This is a genomic window from Streptomyces sp. NPDC007875 (assembly GCF_042868035.1).
Taxonomy (GTDB): Bacteria; Actinomycetota; Actinomycetes; order Streptomycetales; family Streptomycetaceae; genus Streptomyces; species Streptomyces antimycoticus.
In genome coordinates this window covers 1-20,156 of the sequence record NZ_JBIADZ010000012.1, presented here as the reverse complement: position 1 = coordinate 20,156, position 20,156 = coordinate 1, and the positions used below count along the sequence as shown (strand labels likewise).

The following is a 20,156-nucleotide window of genomic DNA, read 5'->3' as shown; positions in this document are numbered from 1 at the left end:
CCGGCGAACGGTCCGGCAGACCGTCCCGCAGACGACTCCGCCCCGAGGAACACCATGGAACCGGACGAGGCAATCGCCGTTGTCGGAATGTCCTGCCGCTTTCCGCAGGCACCCGACCCCGAGGCGTTCTGGCGGCTGCTGAGCGAGGGCGTCTCGGCGATCAGCGAGGTGCCCGCCGGGCGGTGGACCGACGACGGCTCCATGCCGCCCGCCATCCGCCACGGCGGCTTCATCGACGACGTCGACCGTTTCGACCCCGCGTTCTTCGGCATCTCGCCACGCGAAGCCGTGACGATGGACCCCCAGCAGCGGCTGATACTGGAGCTGGGATGGGAAGGGCTGGAGGACGCGGGCATCGTGCCCGCCACCCTGCGGGGAGCCACCGTCGGCGCGTTCATCGGCGCCGGGTCCGCCGACTACGCCTCGCTGATCAGCGCCCGCGGCCGCTCGCACCACACGCTGACCGGCGTCCAGCGCGGCATGATCGCGAACCGGCTCTCCCATGTGCTCGGCCTGAGCGGTCCCAGCGTGACCGTCGACGCGGCCCAGGCGTCCTCCCTGGTCGCGGTGCATATGGCGGTGGAGAGCCTGCGTCGCGGCGAGTCACGGCTCGCGCTGGCGGGCGGGGTGAACCTGAACCTCTCCGCGGAAACCGCCGCCGATATCGCCGCGTTCGGCGCCCTCTCCCCGGACGGTCGCTGCTTCACCTTCGACGCCCGCGCCAATGGCTATGTGCGGGGCGAGGGCGGTGGCATCGTCGTCCTGAAACCGCTGTCCGACGCCCTCGCCGACGGCGACACCGTCTACTGCGTGATCGAGGGCAGCGCGGTCAACAACGACGGCGGCGGTACGTCGCTCACCGCCCCCGACCCCCGCGGTCAGCAAGGAGTGCTCCGGCTGGCCCAGCAGCGGGCCGCGGTCTCACCCGGCGCCGTGCAGTACGTGGAACTGCACGGCACGGGAACGGCGCTGGGCGACCCGGCGGAGGCGGCGGCCCTGGGCGCCGTCTTCGGCCGGACCGGCACGGGGCCGGTGCAGCTGGGGTCGGTGAAGACCAACATCGGCCACCTTGAAGCCGCCGCCGGTATCGCCGGACTGCTGAAGACGGCACTGGCCATCCACCACCGTCAGCTGCCGGCCACTCTCCATCACCGCACGCCCAATCCCCGCATCCCCCTCGGCGAGCTCAACCTGGAAATGCGCCTGGCACCGGGGGAGTGGCCGAAGGCAGACCACCGCCTGATCGCCGGCGTCAGCTCGTTCGGAATGGGCGGCACCAACTGCCATGTGGTGCTTGCCGAACCACCCGCCCAGGCCCCCTCCCACGCTTCCGCCCACCCGGAGCCCGGGGCCCTCCCGAGCCAGACCCCGGCCCCGGCCCCGCTCCCTGTCTCCATCCCGGTCCCGCTTGCGCTGTCGGCGACGACCGCGGCCGCGCTCCGGGACCAGGCGATGCGGCTACGGCCGTATGTGGAGCGGTCGCCGAACCTCACCGACCTCGCCTTCTCCCTCGCCACCACCCGAACCACCTTCGAACACCGCGCGGTACTCATCGCCGGGGAGGCCACCGACGCGGCACCCGGCCTGGACACGCTCGCGGAAGGCGGCACGGCTCCCGGCCTGGTGACCGGCACGGCGAGGGCGGGAAGGCTCGCCTTCGCCTTCGCCGGCCAGGGATCCCAGCGTCTCGGCATGGGACGCGAACTCAGCGCCGCCTTCCCCGTGTTCGCTGATGCGCTGGACGCCGTGTGCACGGCGCTGGACGCACACCTGGACCGGCCCCTTCGGGATGTCATCCACGGCGACGACGCCCAGCTGCTCGACCAGACGGTGTATGCCCAGGCCGGACTCTTCGCGGTGGAAGTGGCGCTCTTCCGGCTTCTCGAGGACTTCGGGCTCGTACCGGACGTGCTGATCGGCCACTCCCTCGGCGAAGTGAGCGCCGCCCATGTCGCCGGTGTGCTGTCGCTGGCGGACGCCGCCGCCTTCGTCGCCGCCCGCGGCCGGCTGATGCAGGCCGTGGCGGAACCGGGCGCCATGGTCTTGCTCGAAGCGACCGAGGACGAGGTCACCCGGACGCTCATGACGGGCGAGGCATCGGACGACAGCCCCCGGATCTGCGTGGCCGCGGTCAACGGACCGTCCGCCACGGTGATCTCGGGGGATGAGCGCGCCGTACTCGACCTCGCGGCGGAGTGGACCCACCGCGGACGCAGAACGAAGCGGCTCCGGACCAGCCACGCCTTCCATTCGCCGCATCTGGACCCCATCCTCGACGAGCTTCGCCATATCGCCGAGAGCCTCACGTACCGGCCGCCGCGGATACCGCTCATATCGAATGTGACCGGCAGCCGTGCCACGGCGGAAGAGCTGTGTTCCCCCGAGTACTGGGTACGGCATGTCCGCCGGACCGTACGGTTCCTGGACGGCATCCGCGCGCTGGAAGGCGAAGGCGTCACCACCATCGTGGAGCTGGGCCCGGACAAGGCGCTCACCACTCTGGCCCGCGACTGCCTGACCAGGCCCGGGACGCTGGTGGGCACGCTCCGCCGGGACCGCTCCGAGCCACTGGCCCTGGTCACCGCGCTGGCCGAGCTGTATGTCGCCGGTGCCGAGGTGGCATGGGACCCGCTGGTGTCCGGTGGACGGCGGATCCCGCTGCCCACGTACGCCTTCCAGCGGCAGTCGTACTGGTTTTCCGCGTCCGGCCCCGGGGGCGGGGCCACGCCCGCGCCTGCGGTCACCTCCGGACCTGCGGTCATCTCCCAGGCTGAGAACACTTCCGGGCCTGAGAACACTTCCGGGCCTGAGGTCGCCTCCGGGCCGGAGGGTTCGGACCTGGGCCAGAGCGGTGGCGAGGTGCTCGGCATGGTCCGGGCGCACGCGGCCGTTGTGCTCGGGTACGAGTCGGTGGCGGCCATCGGTGCCGAGCGAACCTTCAAGCAACTGGGGTTCGACTCGATCACCGCCGTCGAGCTGTGCGAACGGCTCGGCGAGGCGACCGCCCTCCCGCTGCCCAGCACCCTGTTGTTCGACTATCCGACGCCCGCCGCACTCGCCGAGCATCTGCACCGCAGGCTCCACGGCGGGGTGGATGAGCGGACCGTGCCCGCGACGGATCCGACGCCCGACAGTGGCGATCCGGTGGTGATCGTGGGGATGGGCTGCCGGTTCCCCGGCCGGGTGCACTCGCCGGAGGATCTCTGGCGGATCGTGGCCGACGGCGAGGACGCCATCTCCGGCTTTCCGTCCGACCGGGGCTGGGACCTCGATGGCCTCTACCATCCCGACCCCGACCACCCCGGTACCTCGTACGCACGCGACGGCGGATTCCTGTACGACGCGGCCGAGTTCGACGCGGGGTTCTTCGGCATCTCCCCACGCGAGGCCGCGGCGATGGACCCGCAGCAGCGGCTGCTGCTGGAGACGGCTTGGGAGGCGCTGGAACAGGCGGGAATTCCCGCGGGGCACCTCAAGGGCAGCGGCACAGGTGTGTTCATCGGAGCCTCGTCGGCCGGCTACGCGGCGGATGCCGGAGACGCGGCCGAGGGCTATCGGCTGACCGGAACCGCGGCGAGCGTGGCCTCGGGCCGGGTGTCCTACACCCTGGGCCTCGAAGGTCCGGCGGTCACCGTGGACACGGCATGCTCATCGTCGCTGGTGGCATTGCATCTCGCAGTGCAGTCGCTGAGGGCGGGCGAGTGCTCGCTGGCCTTGGCGGGCGGAGTGACGGTGATGGCCACACCGGCGATGTTCGTGGAGTTCTCCCGCCAGCGGGGGCTGGCCGCGGACGGGCGGTGCAAGGCGTTCGCGGCGGCGGCGGACGGCACAGGGTGGGCCGAAGGCGCCGGGATGCTGGTGGTCGAGCGGTTGTCTGATGCTGAGCGGAACGGCCATCGGGTGTTGGCGGTGGTGCGGGGTTCGGCGGTGAATCAGGATGGTGCGTCGAATGGGTTGACGGCGCCGAATGGTCCGTCGCAGCAGCGGGTGATCCGTCAGGCGTTGGCGAATGCCCGTTTGTCCACTCTGGATGTGGACGCGGTGGAGGCGCACGGTACGGGGACGACGCTGGGTGATCCGATCGAGGCGCAGGCGTTGCTGGCCACCTACGGTCAGGACCGGGCGCCGGATCGGCCACTGCTGCTGGGCTCGGTGAAGTCCAATATCGGTCATACGCAGGCGGCGGCGGGTGTGGCCGGTGTGATCAAGATGGTGATGGCGATCCGGCATGCCGCGTTGCCCAAGACGCTGCATGTGGATGCGCCGTCGCCACACGTCGACTGGTCCGGCGGGCGGGTCGAGTTGCTCACCGAGGCAAAGCCGTGGCCCACGAGCGGTGGTCTGCGCCGAGCGGGCGTCTCGTCGTTCGGAGTGAGCGGCACCAATGCTCACGTCATCCTGGAGCAAGCCCCGGAGACGGCCCGGTCGACCGATCTCATCGGGGAAGGTGGCCCCCCAGCCACGCCAGTCGCCTGGGTGTTGTCGGGGCAGGGCGAGGCGGGGCTACGGGCGCAGGCCGAGCGGCTCCGCGCCTTCCTGACGCGCGGTCCCCGTCCCATCCCGGCAGAGGTGGGATGGTCGCTGGCATCGACACGTACGACGTTGTCGCACCGCGCGGTGGTCGTGGGGGCTGACTGCGACGAGTTGCTGAGCGGTGTGGACGCGGTGGCGGACGGGATGCCCGCGCCCGGAGTGGTACGGGGCACCGGAGCATCCGGAGACGTGGTGTTCGTCTTCCCGGGTCAGGGGTCGCAGTGGGCCGGGATGGCGTTGGAGTTGATGGAGTCCTCGCCGGTGTTCGCGGGGCGGATGCGTGAATGTGCCGATGCACTGGCTCCGCTGGTGGAGTGGTCGCTGTTCGATGTGCTGGGTGATGAGGTGGCGCTGGGCCGGGTGGATGTGGTGCAGCCGGTGTTGTGGGCGGTGATGGTGTCGTTGGCGGAGTTGTGGCGTTCGTACGGTGTGGTGCCGTCGGCGGTGGTGGGTCATTCGCAGGGTGAGATCGCGGCGGCGTGTGTGGCGGGTGGTCTGTCGCTGGCGGATGGGGCGCGGGTGGTGGCCTTGCGGAGCAAGGCGCTGGCGGCTCTGTCGGGTCGGGGTGGGATGGTGTCCGTCCCGGTGTCTGCCGATCGGCTGCGGGATCGTCCGGGGTTGTCGGTGGCGGCGGTGAATGGTCCGGCGTCGACGGTGGTGTCGGGGGTAGTTGAGGTGCTGGATGCGGTGCTGGCGGAGTTCCCGGAGGCCAAGCGGATTCCGGTGGATTACGCCTCGCATTCGGTGCAGGTGGAGGAGATCCAAGGAGAGCTGGCGGAGGCTCTGGCGGGCGTGGAGCCGCGTAGTGGGCGGGTTCCGTTCTATTCGACGGTGACCGGACGGCTGATGGACACCGCGGGGCTGGATGCCGGGTACTGGTATCGGAATCTGCGCGAGACCGTGGAGTTCCAGGGCACCGTTGAGACCCTTATACGCCAGGGTCACACGGTGTTCGTCGAGGCCAGCCCGCATCCGGTGCTGACCATCAGCATCCAGGACACCGCCGACGCCACCGACACCCCGATCATTACCACCGGATCACTGCGCCGCGACGACGGCACGATCGAGCGTTTCCTGAGCCACCTGGCCGAACTCCATGTGCGCGGTGTCCGGATCGACTGGCGACCGCTCTTCGCCGGTGTCTCGCCCGTCGAGCTGCCGACGTACGCCTTCCAACGGGAGCGGTTCTGGCTTGGCGCGGACACTGCCGAGTCCGCCGTGGCCGCGTGGCGATACCGGATCGCCTGGAAGCCACTGCCCGGAATGGACACCCCCACCCTGCCGGGCACATGGCTGGCGGTGGTCCCCGAAGGAGACGAGTGGGCCATGGCGGGCGCCCGGGCGCCGGCCGAGCGGGGTGGCGCGCGGGTCCGTACCCTCCAGGTGCCGTACGACGCGGAGCGTCAGAGCCTGACCGGGCTGCTGACGGATGTGCTGGGGTCCGATGAGATCTCCGGTGTCGTCTCGTTCCTGGCCCTCGACGAGCGTCCGCATCCGACCCATCGGGCCCTGCCCCAGGGGATGGCGCACACCGTCGAGCTGCTGTCTGCGCTCACCGCCGCCGAGGTCGAGGCTCCGCTGTGGTGTGTCACCCGGTCGGCCGTCGCGGCCCTGCCGGGGGATCCGGAACCGAACCCCGCCCAGGCGGCGGTCTGGGGGTTCGGACGGGTGGCCGGGTTGGAGCGATCCGGGCACTGGGGCGGGCTGATCGACCTGCCCACACAGTGGGACGCACAGGTGGCACGGAGGTTCGTCGCCGTGCTCGCCGAGACGGTCGGCGAGGACCAGGTCGCGGTGCGGCCTTCGGCGGCCCTGGGCCGACGGCTGGAACCGGCGTCCACGACCGGACCGGCCGACGCATGGCGCCCGCACGGCACGGTCCTGATCACCGGAGGTACCGGTGCGCTGGGTGCACAGGTGGCACGGTGGCTGGCGCAAGCCGGCGCGGAGCACCTGGTGTTGCTCGGCCGTCGTGGCCCGCAGGCTCCGGGGGCGGTCGCGCTGGAAGACGAACTGACCGCGCTCGGCGTACGAGTGACCATGACGGCCTGCGATGTAACCGACCGGGCCGCCCTCGCCGAGGTGCTGGCGTCGGTGCCGGACCTCACCGCCGTGGTCCATCTCGCGGGAACCGTGCGGTTCGGCGGTGCGATGGACGCGGATCTCGACGAGTACGCCGCCGTCTTCGACGCCAAGGTCACCGGCGCCCTGCACCTGGACGAGCTGCTCGAGCACGCGTCGCTTGAGGCGTTCGTCCTCTTCTCCTCGGCAGCGGCCGTCTGGGGCGGCGCCGGCCAGGCCGGTTACGCGGCGGCGAACGCCCTGCTCGACGGTTTGGCACAGCGGCGCCGGGCACGCGGCCTACCGGCCACCTCGATCGGCTGGGGCACCTGGGGTGGCAGCCTCGCGCCCGAGGACGAGGAGCGGCTGAGCCGCATCGGCCTGCGCCCGATGCGGCCGGAGTCGGCCGTCGCCGCGCTGCGCCACGTCGTCGGATCGGACGAGCCCTGCCCGGTCATCGCGGACGTCGACTGGGAGACCTTCGGCCCGGCCTTCATGGCCGGTCGGCCCAGCCCCCTGCTGAGCGAACTGCCACAGCTGCGAAAGAGCTTCGGCACCCTGGCGGTGGCAGGCGACCGCGCCGGATTGCGGAGGCGACTGGCCGGGGTGCCCGTGGCCGATCAGGACCGGATGCTGGTGGATCTGGTGCGGGAGCATGCTGCCGAACTCCTGGGACATCGCGACCCGGTGGCGATCGACCCGACGGCGCCCTTCCGGCAACTGGGCTTCGACTCGCTGACGGCGGTCGAGCTGCGGACCCGGCTGAACACGAGTACCGGACTGCGTCTCCCGGCCACCTTGTTGTTCGACCACCCGAGCTGTCGGGCGGTTGCCGACCTGCTGTGCTCGGAACTGCTCGGCGACCGGTCGGGCTCCCTCGCGGTGCCCTCCGCCGAGGAGGCTGTGCCCGTCGGCGCGGTGGCATTCGACGAGCCGATCGCCATCATCGCGATGAGCTGCCGCTTCCCGGGAGACATCCAATCCCCCGAGGATTTGTGGCGGGTCGTCAGCGAGGGCCGGGAAGTGCTCTGCGACTTCCCTGACGACCGCGGCTGGGACACGGACGCGCTGTACGACCCGGATCCGGACCGGCCCGGCACCAGCTATGCGCGTACCGGCGGATTCCTCTACGACGCCGCGGAGTTCGACCCGGAACTCTTCGGCATCTCCCCGCGTGAGGCGCTGGCGATGGATCCCCAGCAGCGACTGCTGCTGGAGTCGGCGTGGCAGGTCCTCGAGCGCGCCAGGATGGCGCCGACCTCCCTGCGATCCAGCAGGACCGGTGTCTTCATCGGCGGCTGGGCCCAGGGCTATCCCTCGGCATCGGACGAAGGGTATGCCCTGACCGGTGCGGCGACCAGCGTGATGTCCGGTCGTATCGCCTACGCGCTGGGTCTGGAGGGCCCCGCCCTGACCGTGGACACGGCGTGTTCGTCGTCGCTGGTGGCGTTGCATCTGGCGAGTGAGGCGCTGCGGCGGGGCGAGTGTTCGCTGGCGCTTGCGGGCGGCGTGACGGTGATGGCGACGCCCAGCACTTTCGTGGAGTTCTCGCGCCAGCGCGGGCTGGCCCCGGATGGTCGGTGCAAGGCGTTCGCCGGGGCGGCGGACGGCACGGGGTGGGGCGAGGGCGTGGGCATGGTGCTCGTGGAGCGGCTGTCTGATGCGGAGCGTCTTGGGCATCGGGTGTTGGCGGTGGTGCGGGGTTCGGCGGTGAATCAGGATGGTGCGTCGAATGGGCTGACGGCGCCGAATGGTCCGTCGCAGCAGCGGGTGATTCGGCAGGCGTTGGCGAATGCTCGTTTGTCGGCGGTGGATGTGGATGCGGTGGAGGCGCACGGTACGGGGACGACGCTGGGTGATCCGATCGAGGCTCAGGCGTTGTTGGCCACGTACGGTCAGGGTCGGGATCCTGGTCGGCCGTTGTGGTTGGGGTCGTTGAAGTCGAATATTGGTCATACGCAGGCTGCGGCGGGTGTGGCCGGTGTGATCAAAATGGTGATGGCGCTGAGGCACGGGGTGCTGCCGCGAACGCTGCATGTGGATGAGCCGACACCGAAGGTGGATTGGTCCATCGGCGCGGTGGAGTTGCTCACCGAGCCGGCCGAGTGGCCGTGGGAAGACCGACCGCGTCGAGCCGGGGTGTCGGCCTTCGGAGTGAGCGGTACCAACGCCCACGTCATCCTGGAGCAGGCACCGCAGGGGGCGGCCGAGAGCAGGCAGGATCGCGTCGAGCCGGTGGCGGTGCCCTGGGTGCTCTCGGGCGCGAGCGAGGCGGGTCTGCGGGCGCAGATCGAACAATTGCGGACCTTCGTCGACGACCATCCCGCGCTTGACCCGGTGGACGTGGGCTGGTCGTTGGCATCAACGCGTGCGTTGCTGCCACATCGCACCGTCGTCGTGGGCATGGACCTCGCCACACTGCGACGTGGGTTGGACGCGGCGGAGGTCACCGGCGCGGTCGGGGCGGATCGTGGCGTGGTGTTCGTCTTCCCGGGTCAGGGGTCGCAGTGGGTGGGGATGGCGCTGGAGTTGGCTGAGTCTTCGGCGGTGTTCGCGGGGCGGTTGGGCGAGTGTGCGGATGTGCTGGCTCCGTTGGTGGAGTGGTCGTTGTTCGATGTGTTGGGTGATGAGGTGGCGCTGGGCCGGGTGGATGTGGTGCAGCCGGTGTTGTGGGCGGTGATGGTGTCGTTGGCGGAGTTGTGGCGTTCGTACGGTGTGGTGCCGTCGGCGGTGGTGGGTCATTCGCAGGGTGAGATCGCGGCGGCGTGTGTGGCGGGTGGTCTGTCGCTGGCGGATGGGGCGCGGGTGGTGGTGCTGCGGAGCAAGGCGCTGCTTGCCTTGTCGGGTCGGGGTGGGATGGTGTCCGTCCCGCTGTCCGCCGACCGGCTCCGTGACCGCCCCGGGTTGTCGGTGGCGGCGGTGAATGGTCCGGCGTCGACGGTGGTGTCGGGTGCGGTTGAGGTGCTGGACGCCGTGCTGGCGGAGTTTCCGGAGGCCAAGCGGATTCCGGTGGATTACGCCTCGCATTCGGTGCAGGTGGAGGAGATACGGGAAGAGCTGGCGGAGGCGCTGGCGGGCGTGGAGCCGCGTAGTGGGCGGGTTCCGTTCTATTCGACGGTGACCGGGCGGGTGCTGGATACCGCGGGGCTGGATGCCGGGTACTGGTACCGGAATCTGCGCGAGACCGTGGAGTTCCAGGGCACGATCGAGGGCCTGCTGGAGCTTGGGCACACGGTGTTCGTCGAGGCCAGCCCGCATCCGGTGCTGACCATCGGCATCCAGGACACCGCAGACGCCACCGATACCCCGATCATCACTACCGGATCGCTGCGCCGCGACGATGGCGGCCTGGTCTCCTTCCTCACCGCGCTGGCCCGGTTGCATGTCCGGGGTGTCGCGGTCGAGTGGCGGGCGGCGTTCGCCGGGCTGGACGCGCACGCCATCGACCTGCCGACCTACGCCTTCCAGCGTCGGCGCTTCTGGGCGGCTTCCCTCCGGTCGACACCCGGCTCGGCCGAAGTCGACCACCCTCTCGTGGGTGCGGTGGTGCCCTTGCCCGATTCCGGAGGTGCGCTGCTCACCGGTGTGCTCTCGCTGGCCGGTCAGCCGTGGTTGGCGGAACACTCGGTATCCGGTGTGGTCCTGTTCCCGGGGACGGGGTTTGTGGAGTTGGTGTTGCAGGCGGGGTTGCGGTTGGGGTGTGGGGTGGTTGAGGAGTTGACGTTGGAGGGGCCGTTGGTGCTTCCGGAGCGGGGTGAGGTGGAGGTTCAGGTTTCGGTGGGTGGTGTGGGTGAGGGGGGCCGCCGCTCGGTGTCGGTGTTTTCGTGTCGGGAGGGTGAGTGGGTTCGGCATGCGGTGGGTGTGGTGGGGGTGGCGGGTGGTGAGGTGTCGGCTGTGGAGGTGTGGCCGCCGGTGGGTGCGGAGCGGGTTGGGGTGGAGGGGGTTTACGGGGCGTTGGCGGAGCGGGGGTATGCGTATGGGCCGGTGTTCCAGGGGGTGCGGGATGCCTGGCGCCGGGGAGACGAGCTCTTCGTCGAGGCGGTGGTACCGGAGGAGGCGAGAGATGATGCGGCTCGCTGCGCGATACATCCCGCTCTGCTCGATGCCGGGCTGCACGGCGTTGGACTAGGCGGCCTGATCACCGACGACGGCGGGGCGTATCTCCCGTTCTCCTGGAACGGCGTCAGGCTGCACGCCGTCGGCGCGTCCGCCGTCCGGATGGCGCTGGCGCCCGCCGGTCCGGACGCAGTGTCGCTGAGGGTGACCGGTGAGGCGGGTGAGGCGGTCCTGTCGGTGGACTCCCTGGTGCTCCGGCCCGTTCCGGAGGGACAGCTCGCTGACGCCCGGGTCGGCAACCGCGATGCGCTGTATCGGGTGGAGTGGGTGGATGTGGGCGTGTGTGGGGTGGGGTCGTTTGTGGAGTGGGGTGAGGTGGCTTTGGGCGGGGTGGTGCCGGGGTGTGTGGTGTTGTCGGGGGTTGATGTGGTGGGTGTGTTGGAGGTTTTGCGGTTGTGGGTGAGGGAGGAGCGGTTCGGGGGTTCGCGGTTGGTGGTGGTGACGCGGGGTGCGGTGTCTGTGGGTGGTGAGGGTGTGGAGGATGTGGGTGGTGGTGCGGTGTGGGGGTTGGTGCGGTCGGCGCAGTCGGAGCATCCGGGGCGGTTTGTGCTGGTGGATGTTGATGAGGGTGTGGATGGGTTTGGGGGTGTGGTTCCGGATGTGGTGGGGCTGGGTGAGCCGGAGGTTGCGGTGCGTGGGGGTCGGGTGTGGGTGCCGCGTTTGGTGGGTGTGGGTGGTGCTGGTGTGAGTGGCGCTCTAGGTAGTGGCGGTGAGGTTGCCGGATTGGGTGGTGGCGTGGCGTTGGTGACGGGTGGGACGGGGTTGTTGGGTGGTTTGGTGGCGCGTCATTTGGTGTCGGTGTATGGCGTGGATGAGGTGGTGTTGGTGAGTCGTCGGGGGTGGGGTGCGCCGGGTGTTGGGGGTTTGGTTGCGGGGTTGGAGGGGTTGGGTGCGCGGGTGCGGGTGGTGGCGTGTGATGTGGGGGATCGGGGTGCGGTGGCGGAGTTGGTGGGGTCGATTGAGGGGTTGCGGGTGGTGGTGCATGCGGCGGGTGTGGTGGATGACGGGGTGGTTGGTTCTTTGGATGGGGAGCGGTTGGTCGGGGTGTTGGGGCCGAAGGCGTTGGGGGCTTGGTATTTGCATGAGTTGACGTGTGGGTTGGATCTGTCGGCGTTTGTGTTGTTTTCGTCGGCGGCGGGGGTGTTGGGGAATGCGGGTCAGGGGAGTTATGCGGCGGCGAACGGGTTTCTGGATGCGTTGGCTGCTCATCGGAGGGCGCAGGGCCTGCCGGGGGTGTCGATTGCGTGGGGGTTCTGGGAAGAACGCAGCGAACTGACCACCGATCTGGCCGAGGTGCAACTGTCGAGGATCTCCCGGTCCGTGGGGACGAGCATCAGCAGCAAACAAGGACTCGAGCTGTTCGACGCGGCGCTCGCCGCCGATGAGGCGATGGTGCTGGCCACGCCCCTGAACATGCCGGCGCTGCGGGAACAGGCTGCTGCGGGCACATTGCCGTCGATCCTGAGCGGCCTGGTCACCGCCCCCGTCCGTAGGGCAGTGGGGACCGGAGGCACCCCCGCCGGGCTACGGCACCAACTCGCCGGGGCGACAGAAGCCGAAAGGCAGCACCGGGTCGTGGGCCTGGTGCAGGAACACGTGGCCGGTGTCCTCGGCCACGTCTCTGCGGAGTCCATCGACACCGCGCGGACCTTCCAGGAAATCGGCTTCGACTCGCTGACCGCGGTGGAACTGCGCAACCGGATCAGCGCGGCCACCGGCGTACGGCTGCCCGCCACCGCCGTCTTCGATCACCCCACCCCCCAGCTGCTGGCCGAGCGTGTGCTGGCGGAGGTATGGGGCTCCCTGCCCGCTGCTGTCCCGACCGCGCCGCTGCCGGCCGTCGACGACGATCCGATTGTGATCGTGGGCATGAGCTGCCGCTTCCCCGGGGGTGTCGAGTCTCCCGAGGATCTGTGGCGTCTGGTCGACTCGGCCACTGACGCGGTCTCCGTGCTGCCCACGGACCGGGGTTGGGATCCGGCGACCTTGGCCGGACACAAGGACGGCGCCGGTGCCTCGTACGCCCGAGACGGCGGATTCCTCTATGACGCCGCTGAGTTCGACGCCGGGTTCTTCGGAATCTCGCCGCGTGAGGCGCTGGCGATGGATCCGCAGCAGCGGTTGCTGCTGGAGACGGCCTGGGAGGTGTTCGAGCGGGCCGGAATCGCACCCGACACGCTCAAAGGCAGCCGCACCGGGGTCTTCACGGGCGTGATGTACCACGACTACGGCTCGTGGCTCGCCGATGTCCCAGAGGACGTCGAGGGCTATCGGGGCACGGGCATCGCGGGCAGCGTGGCGTCCGGGCGGCTGGCCTACACGTTCGGTCTGGAGGGGCCTGCCCTGACGGTGGACACGGCGTGTTCGTCGTCGCTGGTGGCACTGCATCTGGCAAGCGAGTCGCTGCGGCGGGGGGAATGCTCGCTGGCGCTCGCGGGCGGAGTCACCGTACTGGCGACGCCGCAGGTTTTTGTGGAGTTCTCGCGTCAGGGCGGGCTGGCTGCCGATGGCCGGTGCAAGTCCTTTGCCGCTGGTGCGGATGGGACGGGTTGGTCGGAGGGTGTGGGGCTGCTGTTGGTGGAGCGGTTGTCTGATGCTGAGCGGAACGGCCATCGGGTGTTGGCGGTGGTGCGGGGGTCGGCGGTGAATCAGGATGGTGCGTCGAATGGGTTGACGGCGCCGAATGGTCCGTCGCAGCAGCGGGTGATCCGGCAGGCGTTGGCGAATGCCCGTTTGTCGGCGGTGGATGTGGACGCGGTGGAGGCGCACGGTACGGGGACGACGCTGGGTGATCCGATCGAGGCGCAGGCGTTGCTGGCCACCTACGGTCAGGACCGGGCGCCGGATCGGCCGCTGTTGCTGGGCTCGGTGAAGTCGAACATTGGTCATACGCAGGCGGCGGCGGGTGTGGCCGGTGTGATCAAGATGGTGATGGCGATGCGCCACGGTGTGCTGCCGCAGAGCCTCCACATCGATGAGCCCACTCCCCATGTGGACTGGTCCACCGGCGCGGTGCGGCTCCTGGGCGAGCAGACGGCATGGCCGGAGACCGGACGGCGCCGCCGCGCCGGAGTCTCATCGTTCGGGGCGAGCGGTACTAACGCCCATGTGATTCTGGAGCAGGCCCCCGACACGACGGGCGAACCTGAGCCCGGGCCGGAGCGGATCGAACTCCCGGCGATTCCCTGGGTGTTCTCGGCCCGGGACGAGGCCGGTTTGCAAGCGCAGGCCGTACGGCTACGAGCCTTCGCGGAGCGGAATCCGGATCTGGATTCCGCGGATGTGGGGTGGTCGTTGGTGGCTGCTCGTTCTGCGTTGTCGCATCGTGCGGTGGTGGTGGGTGCGGATCGCGCGGGGCTCCTTGGGGCTTTGGAGGGGCCGGTTGTTGTGGGGATTCCAGTCGGCGGTGGGTTGGGTGTGGTGTTTGCGGGTCAGGGGTCGCAGCGGTTGGGGATGGGGCGTGGGTTGTATGAGGCGTATCCGGTGTTTGCCGCGGTGTGGGATGAGGTGTGTGGGGAGCTGGACCGGTATCTGGAGCGGTCTTTGGGTGAGGTGGTGTGGGGTGATGACGCTGAGTTGTTGGGGGAGACGGTGTATGCGCAGGCGGGTTTGTTTGCGCTTGAGGTGTCGTTGTATCGGCTGATGGTCTCGTGGGGTGTGAAGCCGGACTATTTGCTGGGTCATTCGGTTGGTGAGTTGGCTGCGGCGTGTGTGGCGGGTGTGTGGTCGTTGGAGGATGCGGCGCGGGTGGTGGCTGCTCGGGGTCGTTTGATGCAGGCGTTGCCCGAGGGTGGCGCGATGGTCTCTCTCCAGGCTGCGGAGGCTGAGGTGCTTCCGCATCTGGCCGGTTACGAGGACCGGGTGAGCGTGGCGGCGATCAACGGCCCGGCGGCGACCGTCATCTCGGGTGATGAGGAGGCGGTTCGTGCCGTCGAGGAGGTGTTCATCGGTCGGGGGGTGCGGACGCGGTGGTTGCGGGTGAGTCATGCGTTTCATTCATCGCGTATGGACGGGATGCTGGCGGAGTTCGGTGAGGTGCTGGGGTCCGTGGAGTTCCGGGCCCCGAACTTGCCGGTGGTGTCGAACGTATCCGGTGTGGTGGCGGGTGAGGAGTTGTGTTCGCCGGAGTATTGGGTGCGTCATGTGCGGGAGACCGTGCGCTTTGCCGACGGGCTGGAGACGCTTCGTGGGCTGGGTGTCGGTTCCTTCCTGGAGCTGGGTCCCGATGGCACGTTGTCCGCTCTGGCTGATGGTGATGGTCTGCCCGTACTGCGTCCGGATCGCCCGGAGCCCCTTACCGTCATGGCCGCTTTGGGCGGGCTGCACCTCCGGGGTGTGGAGGTGGATTGGGCGGCGGTGTTCCCGGGTGCTCGGCGGGTTGATTTGCCGACGTATGCGTTCCAGCGTGAGCGGTTCTGGCTGGAGCCGTCCCTGGTCCAGTCGGCGACCAGCGCCGTTGACGCGGCGTTCTGGGATGCGGTCGAGCGCGAGGATTTCGGTTCGTTCGGTATCGACGGCGGGCAGCCGCTCAGCGCGGCTCTGCCCGCACTGGCGGCATGGCGAAGGGTGCGGCAAGAGCAATCGGTCATCGACGGCTGGCGTTACCGGCTCGGGTGGGCGCCGATTCCGGGGGTCTCGGAGGAGTCCGTCCTCACTGGCACATGGCTGCTGGTGGTCGACCCCGGCGGCGGCGCTGATGACCTGATGGGTGCGATGCGTGCGGCGGGGGCCGAGGTGCGGATGGTGACAGTGGCAGACGTCGCAGAGCTCGCGGCGCCGGAGACCGTCCCTGCCGTGGCGGGTGTGGTGTCGTTGCTGCCCGTCGAGGAGACCGTCCTCTTGTTGCAGACGCTGCGTACGACTGCGCCGCTGTGGTGTGTTACTCGGGGTGCGGTCTCGGTGGTCGACGGGGATGTGGTGGATCCGGATCAGGCGGGGCTGTGGGGGCTTGGCCGGGTGATCGGATTGGAGCATCCGGATCGTTGGGGTGGGTTGATCGATCTGCCGCCGGTTGTGGATGAGGGTGTCGGGGCCTGGCTGTGTCGGGTTCTGAGCGGGGGGACGGGGGAGGACCAGGTGGCGGTCCGTGCCGCCGGAGCGTGGGGCGCCCGATTGCTCCGGGTGACACCGGCGGCGGACACGTCCGCCGAGTGGCGTGGCCGTGGGGCTGCTTTGATCACTGGGGGTACGGGTGCGCTGGGCGGTCAGGTGGCGCGTTGGCTGGCGGGGGCCGGCGTGGAGCGGATTGTGTTGGCGAGTCGTCGGGGGGCCGAGGCACCCGGCGTCGCGGAGTTGGTGGCGGGGTTGGAGGGGTCGGGTGCGGTGGTGTCGGTGGTGGGGTGTGATGTGGCTGATCGGGGAGAGGTTGCGGCGTTGGTGGAGGGGATTGCGGATTTGCGTGTGGTGGTTCACGCGGCGGGTGTGCTGGATGACGGCGTGTTGGAGTCGTTGACGTCTGAGCGGATCCGGGAGGTGATGCGGGTCAAGGTTGCGGGGGCGCGGTATCTGGATGAGTTGACGCGGGGTCGGGATCTGGATGCCTTTGTGCTGTTCTCGTCGGCTGCGGGGACGCTGGGCAATGCGGGCCAGGGGAGCTATGCGGCGGCCAACGCCGTTCTGGACGGACTGGCCCAGCGGCGCCGCGCCGAGGGACTGGTGGCCACGTCTGTGGCCTGGGGAGCCTGGGCCGACAGCGGAATGGGGGCGGCTCAGCGACAGCTCCCTGGAATGCCCCCGGATCTGGCGATCGCCGCGCTTCAGCAGTCACTGGTCGCGGACGAGACCACGATGATGATCGCGGACGTGGAGTGGTCGAGCTTTGGCTCCCGGTTCACCGCCGTACGGCCGAGCCCGCTGCTGAGCGAACTGCTGACGATCCCCACCTCTCCTGTGGAACCGGTCGAGGAATTCGCCACCCGGCTGCGGGACATGTCGCGGATCGAGCGCGATCGGGCGGTGCTGGAACTGGTCCGTACCCACGTGGCGGCCGTGCTGGGACATGTGAAGCCCGCCTCCGTCGACCCCTCGCGGACCTTCCAGGAGGTCGGCTTCGACTCGCTCACCGCGGTGGAGCTGCGGAACCGGCTGGCCACCGCCACCGGCGTACCGTTCCCGGCGTCGGTCATCTTCGACTATCCGACCACCGCGGCGCTCGCCGACCATGTCCGGGCCCAACTCGTCCAGGGCGAGACCGAGGACGATACGACGTCCGTGCTCGACGAGCTGAACCGGCTCGAAGCGGTGTTGTCCGACCTGTCCCCGAGCGACGTGGCCGGTGCCGAGGTCGCCGCGAAGATCAAGAGCCTGCTGTCCCACTGGGGCGCGGCCGCCAACCGTGACATTGAACTGGATTCCGCGACGGACGAGGAGATGTTCGACCTTCTCGGCAAGGAATTCGGTATCTCGTGAATCCGCCGTCGAGTTCGACTCCGAGTGAGTCCAGCACCGCGTTGAGAGGGCCGTTCTGTGGAGAATGAAGAGAAACTTCGTCATTACCTCAAAGAGGTCACGAAGGATCTGCGGCAGACCCGCCAGCGCTTGCAGGACATCGAGGCGAAGAGCCACGAGCCCATTGCGATCATCGGCATGAGCTGCCGTTTCCCCGGTGGCATCGCAACGCCGGAGGCGTTGTGGGACCTGGTGCGTGACGGTGGCGACGCGGTGTCGGAATTCCCGGTCGACCGTGGCTGGGACACGGAGGGTCTCTACGACCCCGAGGGCGGTGCCGGGAAGTCGGTCACCCGCTACGGCGGATTCCTCCACGGCATTGCCGATTTCGACGCGGCGCTTTTCGGGATATCCCCCCGGGAGGCCATCGCGATGGACCCGCAGCAGCGGCTGATGCTGGAGACTTCCTGGGAAGCGTTCGAGCGGGCCGGCGTCAACCGTGACGCCGTGCGGGGCAGCCTGACCGGGGTGTTCATCGGTACCAACGGTCAGGACTACTCGACGCTGCTCAGCGCGGCGCGGGACGATGTGCAAGGCCACCTCGGCACGGGCAGCGCGGCGAGTGTCCTCTCGGGACGGGTGGCCTACGCCTTCGGTCTCGAAGGGCCGACGGTCACCGTGGACACCGCGTGCTCGTCCTCGCTGATCGCCCTGCATCTGGCCGTCCGGGCGCTGCGCAGCGGGGAGTGCGAGCTGGCGCTGGCGGGCGGCGTCACGGTGATGACGACGACGAACACCTTCGTCGAGCTGTCCAAGCAGGGCGGGCTGGCGCCGGACGGCCGGTCCAAGGCGTTCGCGGCGGGCGCGGACGGCACCGGCTGGGGCGAGGGCGCCGGGATGCTGCTGGTGGAGCGGCTGTCCGACGCCGAGCGGCACGGCCACCCGGTGCTGGCGGTGGTGCGTGGTACCGCCGCCAACCAGGACGGCGCGTCGAACGGGCTGACCGCGCCCAACGGGCCCTCCCAGCGCCGGGTCATCCGCGCGGCACTGTCCGACGCCCAGCTGTCCACGGGCGATGTCGACGTGGTGGAGGCGCACGGCACCGGCACCAGGCTCGGGGACCCGATTGAGGCACAGGCCCTGCTGGACACCTACGGTCAGGATCGGGACCAGCCGCTGTGGCTCGGATCGGTCAAGTCGAACCTGGGCCACACCCAAGCCGCCGCGGGCGTCGCCGGGGTCATCAAGATGGTGCTCGCCATGCGGCACGGTGTGCTGCCGCGCACCCTGCACGTGGACGAGCCGACCCCGCATGTGGACTGGTCCGCAGGAGCGGTGCGAGTGCTCACGGAGCGGACTCCCTGGCCGGAGGCCGACCGGCCACGCAGGGCGGGAGTGTCCGCTTTCGGGGTGAGCGGCACCAACGCACACGCGATCCTGGAGCAGGCACCGGAGGCCGAGCGCACCGATCCGCCCCGGAGCGAACCGGTGGCGGTGCCCTGGATGCTCTCGGGCCAGGGCGAGGCCGGTCTGCGCGCGTTCGCGGCGCGACTCGCCACCGTGGCCACCGAAGCGGACCCCAGCGACCTCGGGTGGACCCTTGCCACCACCCGCTCGGCGCTGTCCCACCGCGCGGTGGTGATCGGAGCCACCCCACAGGAACTGCTGAACGGCCTTGCCGCGGTGGCCGCCGGAGAGCCGGCCTCGAACGTGGTGGAGGGAGTGGCCGGTCCCGACACCGGCGTGGTGTTCGTCTTTCCGGGACAGGGCTCGCAGTGGGCCGGTATGGCCGTGGAACTGCTGGACTCCTCCCCGGCCTTCGCCCGCCGGTTCGCCCAGTGCGCCCGTGCACTGGAGACGCATCTCGACTGGTCCATCGAGGACGTGGTGCGATCCGCGCCCGGTGCGCCCTCGCTCGACCTCATCGAGGTCGTCCAGCCGGTTCTGTTCACCGTGATGGTGTCCCTCGCCGAGCTGTGGTCCTCCTACGGGATCACTCCCTCCGCCGTGGTCGGCCACTCCCAGGGCGAGATCGCGGCCGCCTGTGTGGCCGGGGCGCTGTCGCTGGAGGACGCGGCCAAGGTAGTGGTGTTGCGCAGCCGCCTGTTCGCCGAAACGCTGGTGGGCAACGGTGCGATCGCCTCGGTCGCCCTGCCGGCGGAACAACTGGCCGCCCGGATCGAGCCGTGGGGCGAACGCCTCGCGGTGGCCGGGGTGAACGGGCCCGCGGCGGCCACGGTGGCCGGCGACCCGGACAGTCTCCAGGAGTTCGTGGCCGCATGCGAGGCGGACGGCGTACGTGCCCGCGTCGTGCCCGCCACCGTGGCATCCCACGGCCCTCAGGTGGAACCGCTGCGCGAACGGCTGCTCGCCCTGCTGGCCGACGTGGCGCCCTGCCGGTCCACCGTTCCGTTCTACTCCACGGTGACCGGCGGACTCCTGGACACCAGCGAACTCGACGCGGACTACTGGTTCTGGAACGCCCGCAAGCCCATCGATTTCCTGGGCGCGCTCCAGGCCCTGTTCTCCGACGGCCACCGCGTCTTCGTGGAATCGAGCACCCACCCCGCCCTGACCATGGGCATCCAGGACACGGCGGACGCCTCCGGCGAGTCGGTGGTGGTCACCGGCTCGCTGCGCCGTGGCCAGGGCGGGCTCGCCCAGTTCTTCTCGGCCATGGCGCGGCTGCATGTGCAGGGCGTACGGGTGGATTGGCCCGCGGCCTTCGGCGCGGCGCGACGAGTGGAACTGCCGACCTACCCGTTCCAGCGGGAGCGTTACTGGCTGACCCCCCGGCCCGGCCACGGTGACGCCTCCGCGCTGGGACTGGGCGCGCTCGACCACCCCCTCCTCGGGGCCACGGTCGCGCTGCCCGAGTCCGGCGGCTGTCTGCTCACCGGTCGGCTGTCCCTGGCCACCCACTCCTGGCTGGCTGATCACGCCCTCTCCGGTGTGGTGTTGCTGCCGGGGACGGGGTTTGTGGAGTTGGTGTTGCAGGCGGGGTTGCGGTTGGGGTGTGGGGTGGTTGAGGAGTTGACGTTGGAGGGGCCGTTGGTGCT

General features: G+C 69.8%; 1 protein-coding gene and 1 pseudogene. Both read left to right on the top strand.

Annotated features, from left to right (window positions below):
* Positions 1 to 54 precede the first annotated feature (54 nt).
* Entirely contained in the window at positions 55 to 17,118 is a 17,064-nt protein-coding gene (locus ACFYOY_RS24560) for a type I polyketide synthase (RefSeq protein WP_388589602.1), read from the top strand.
* Positions 17,119 to 17,217: 99 nt separating this feature from the next.
* Positions 17,218 to 20,156 (top strand): annotated as a pseudogene (locus ACFYOY_RS24555) (type I polyketide synthase); the annotation flags it as partial.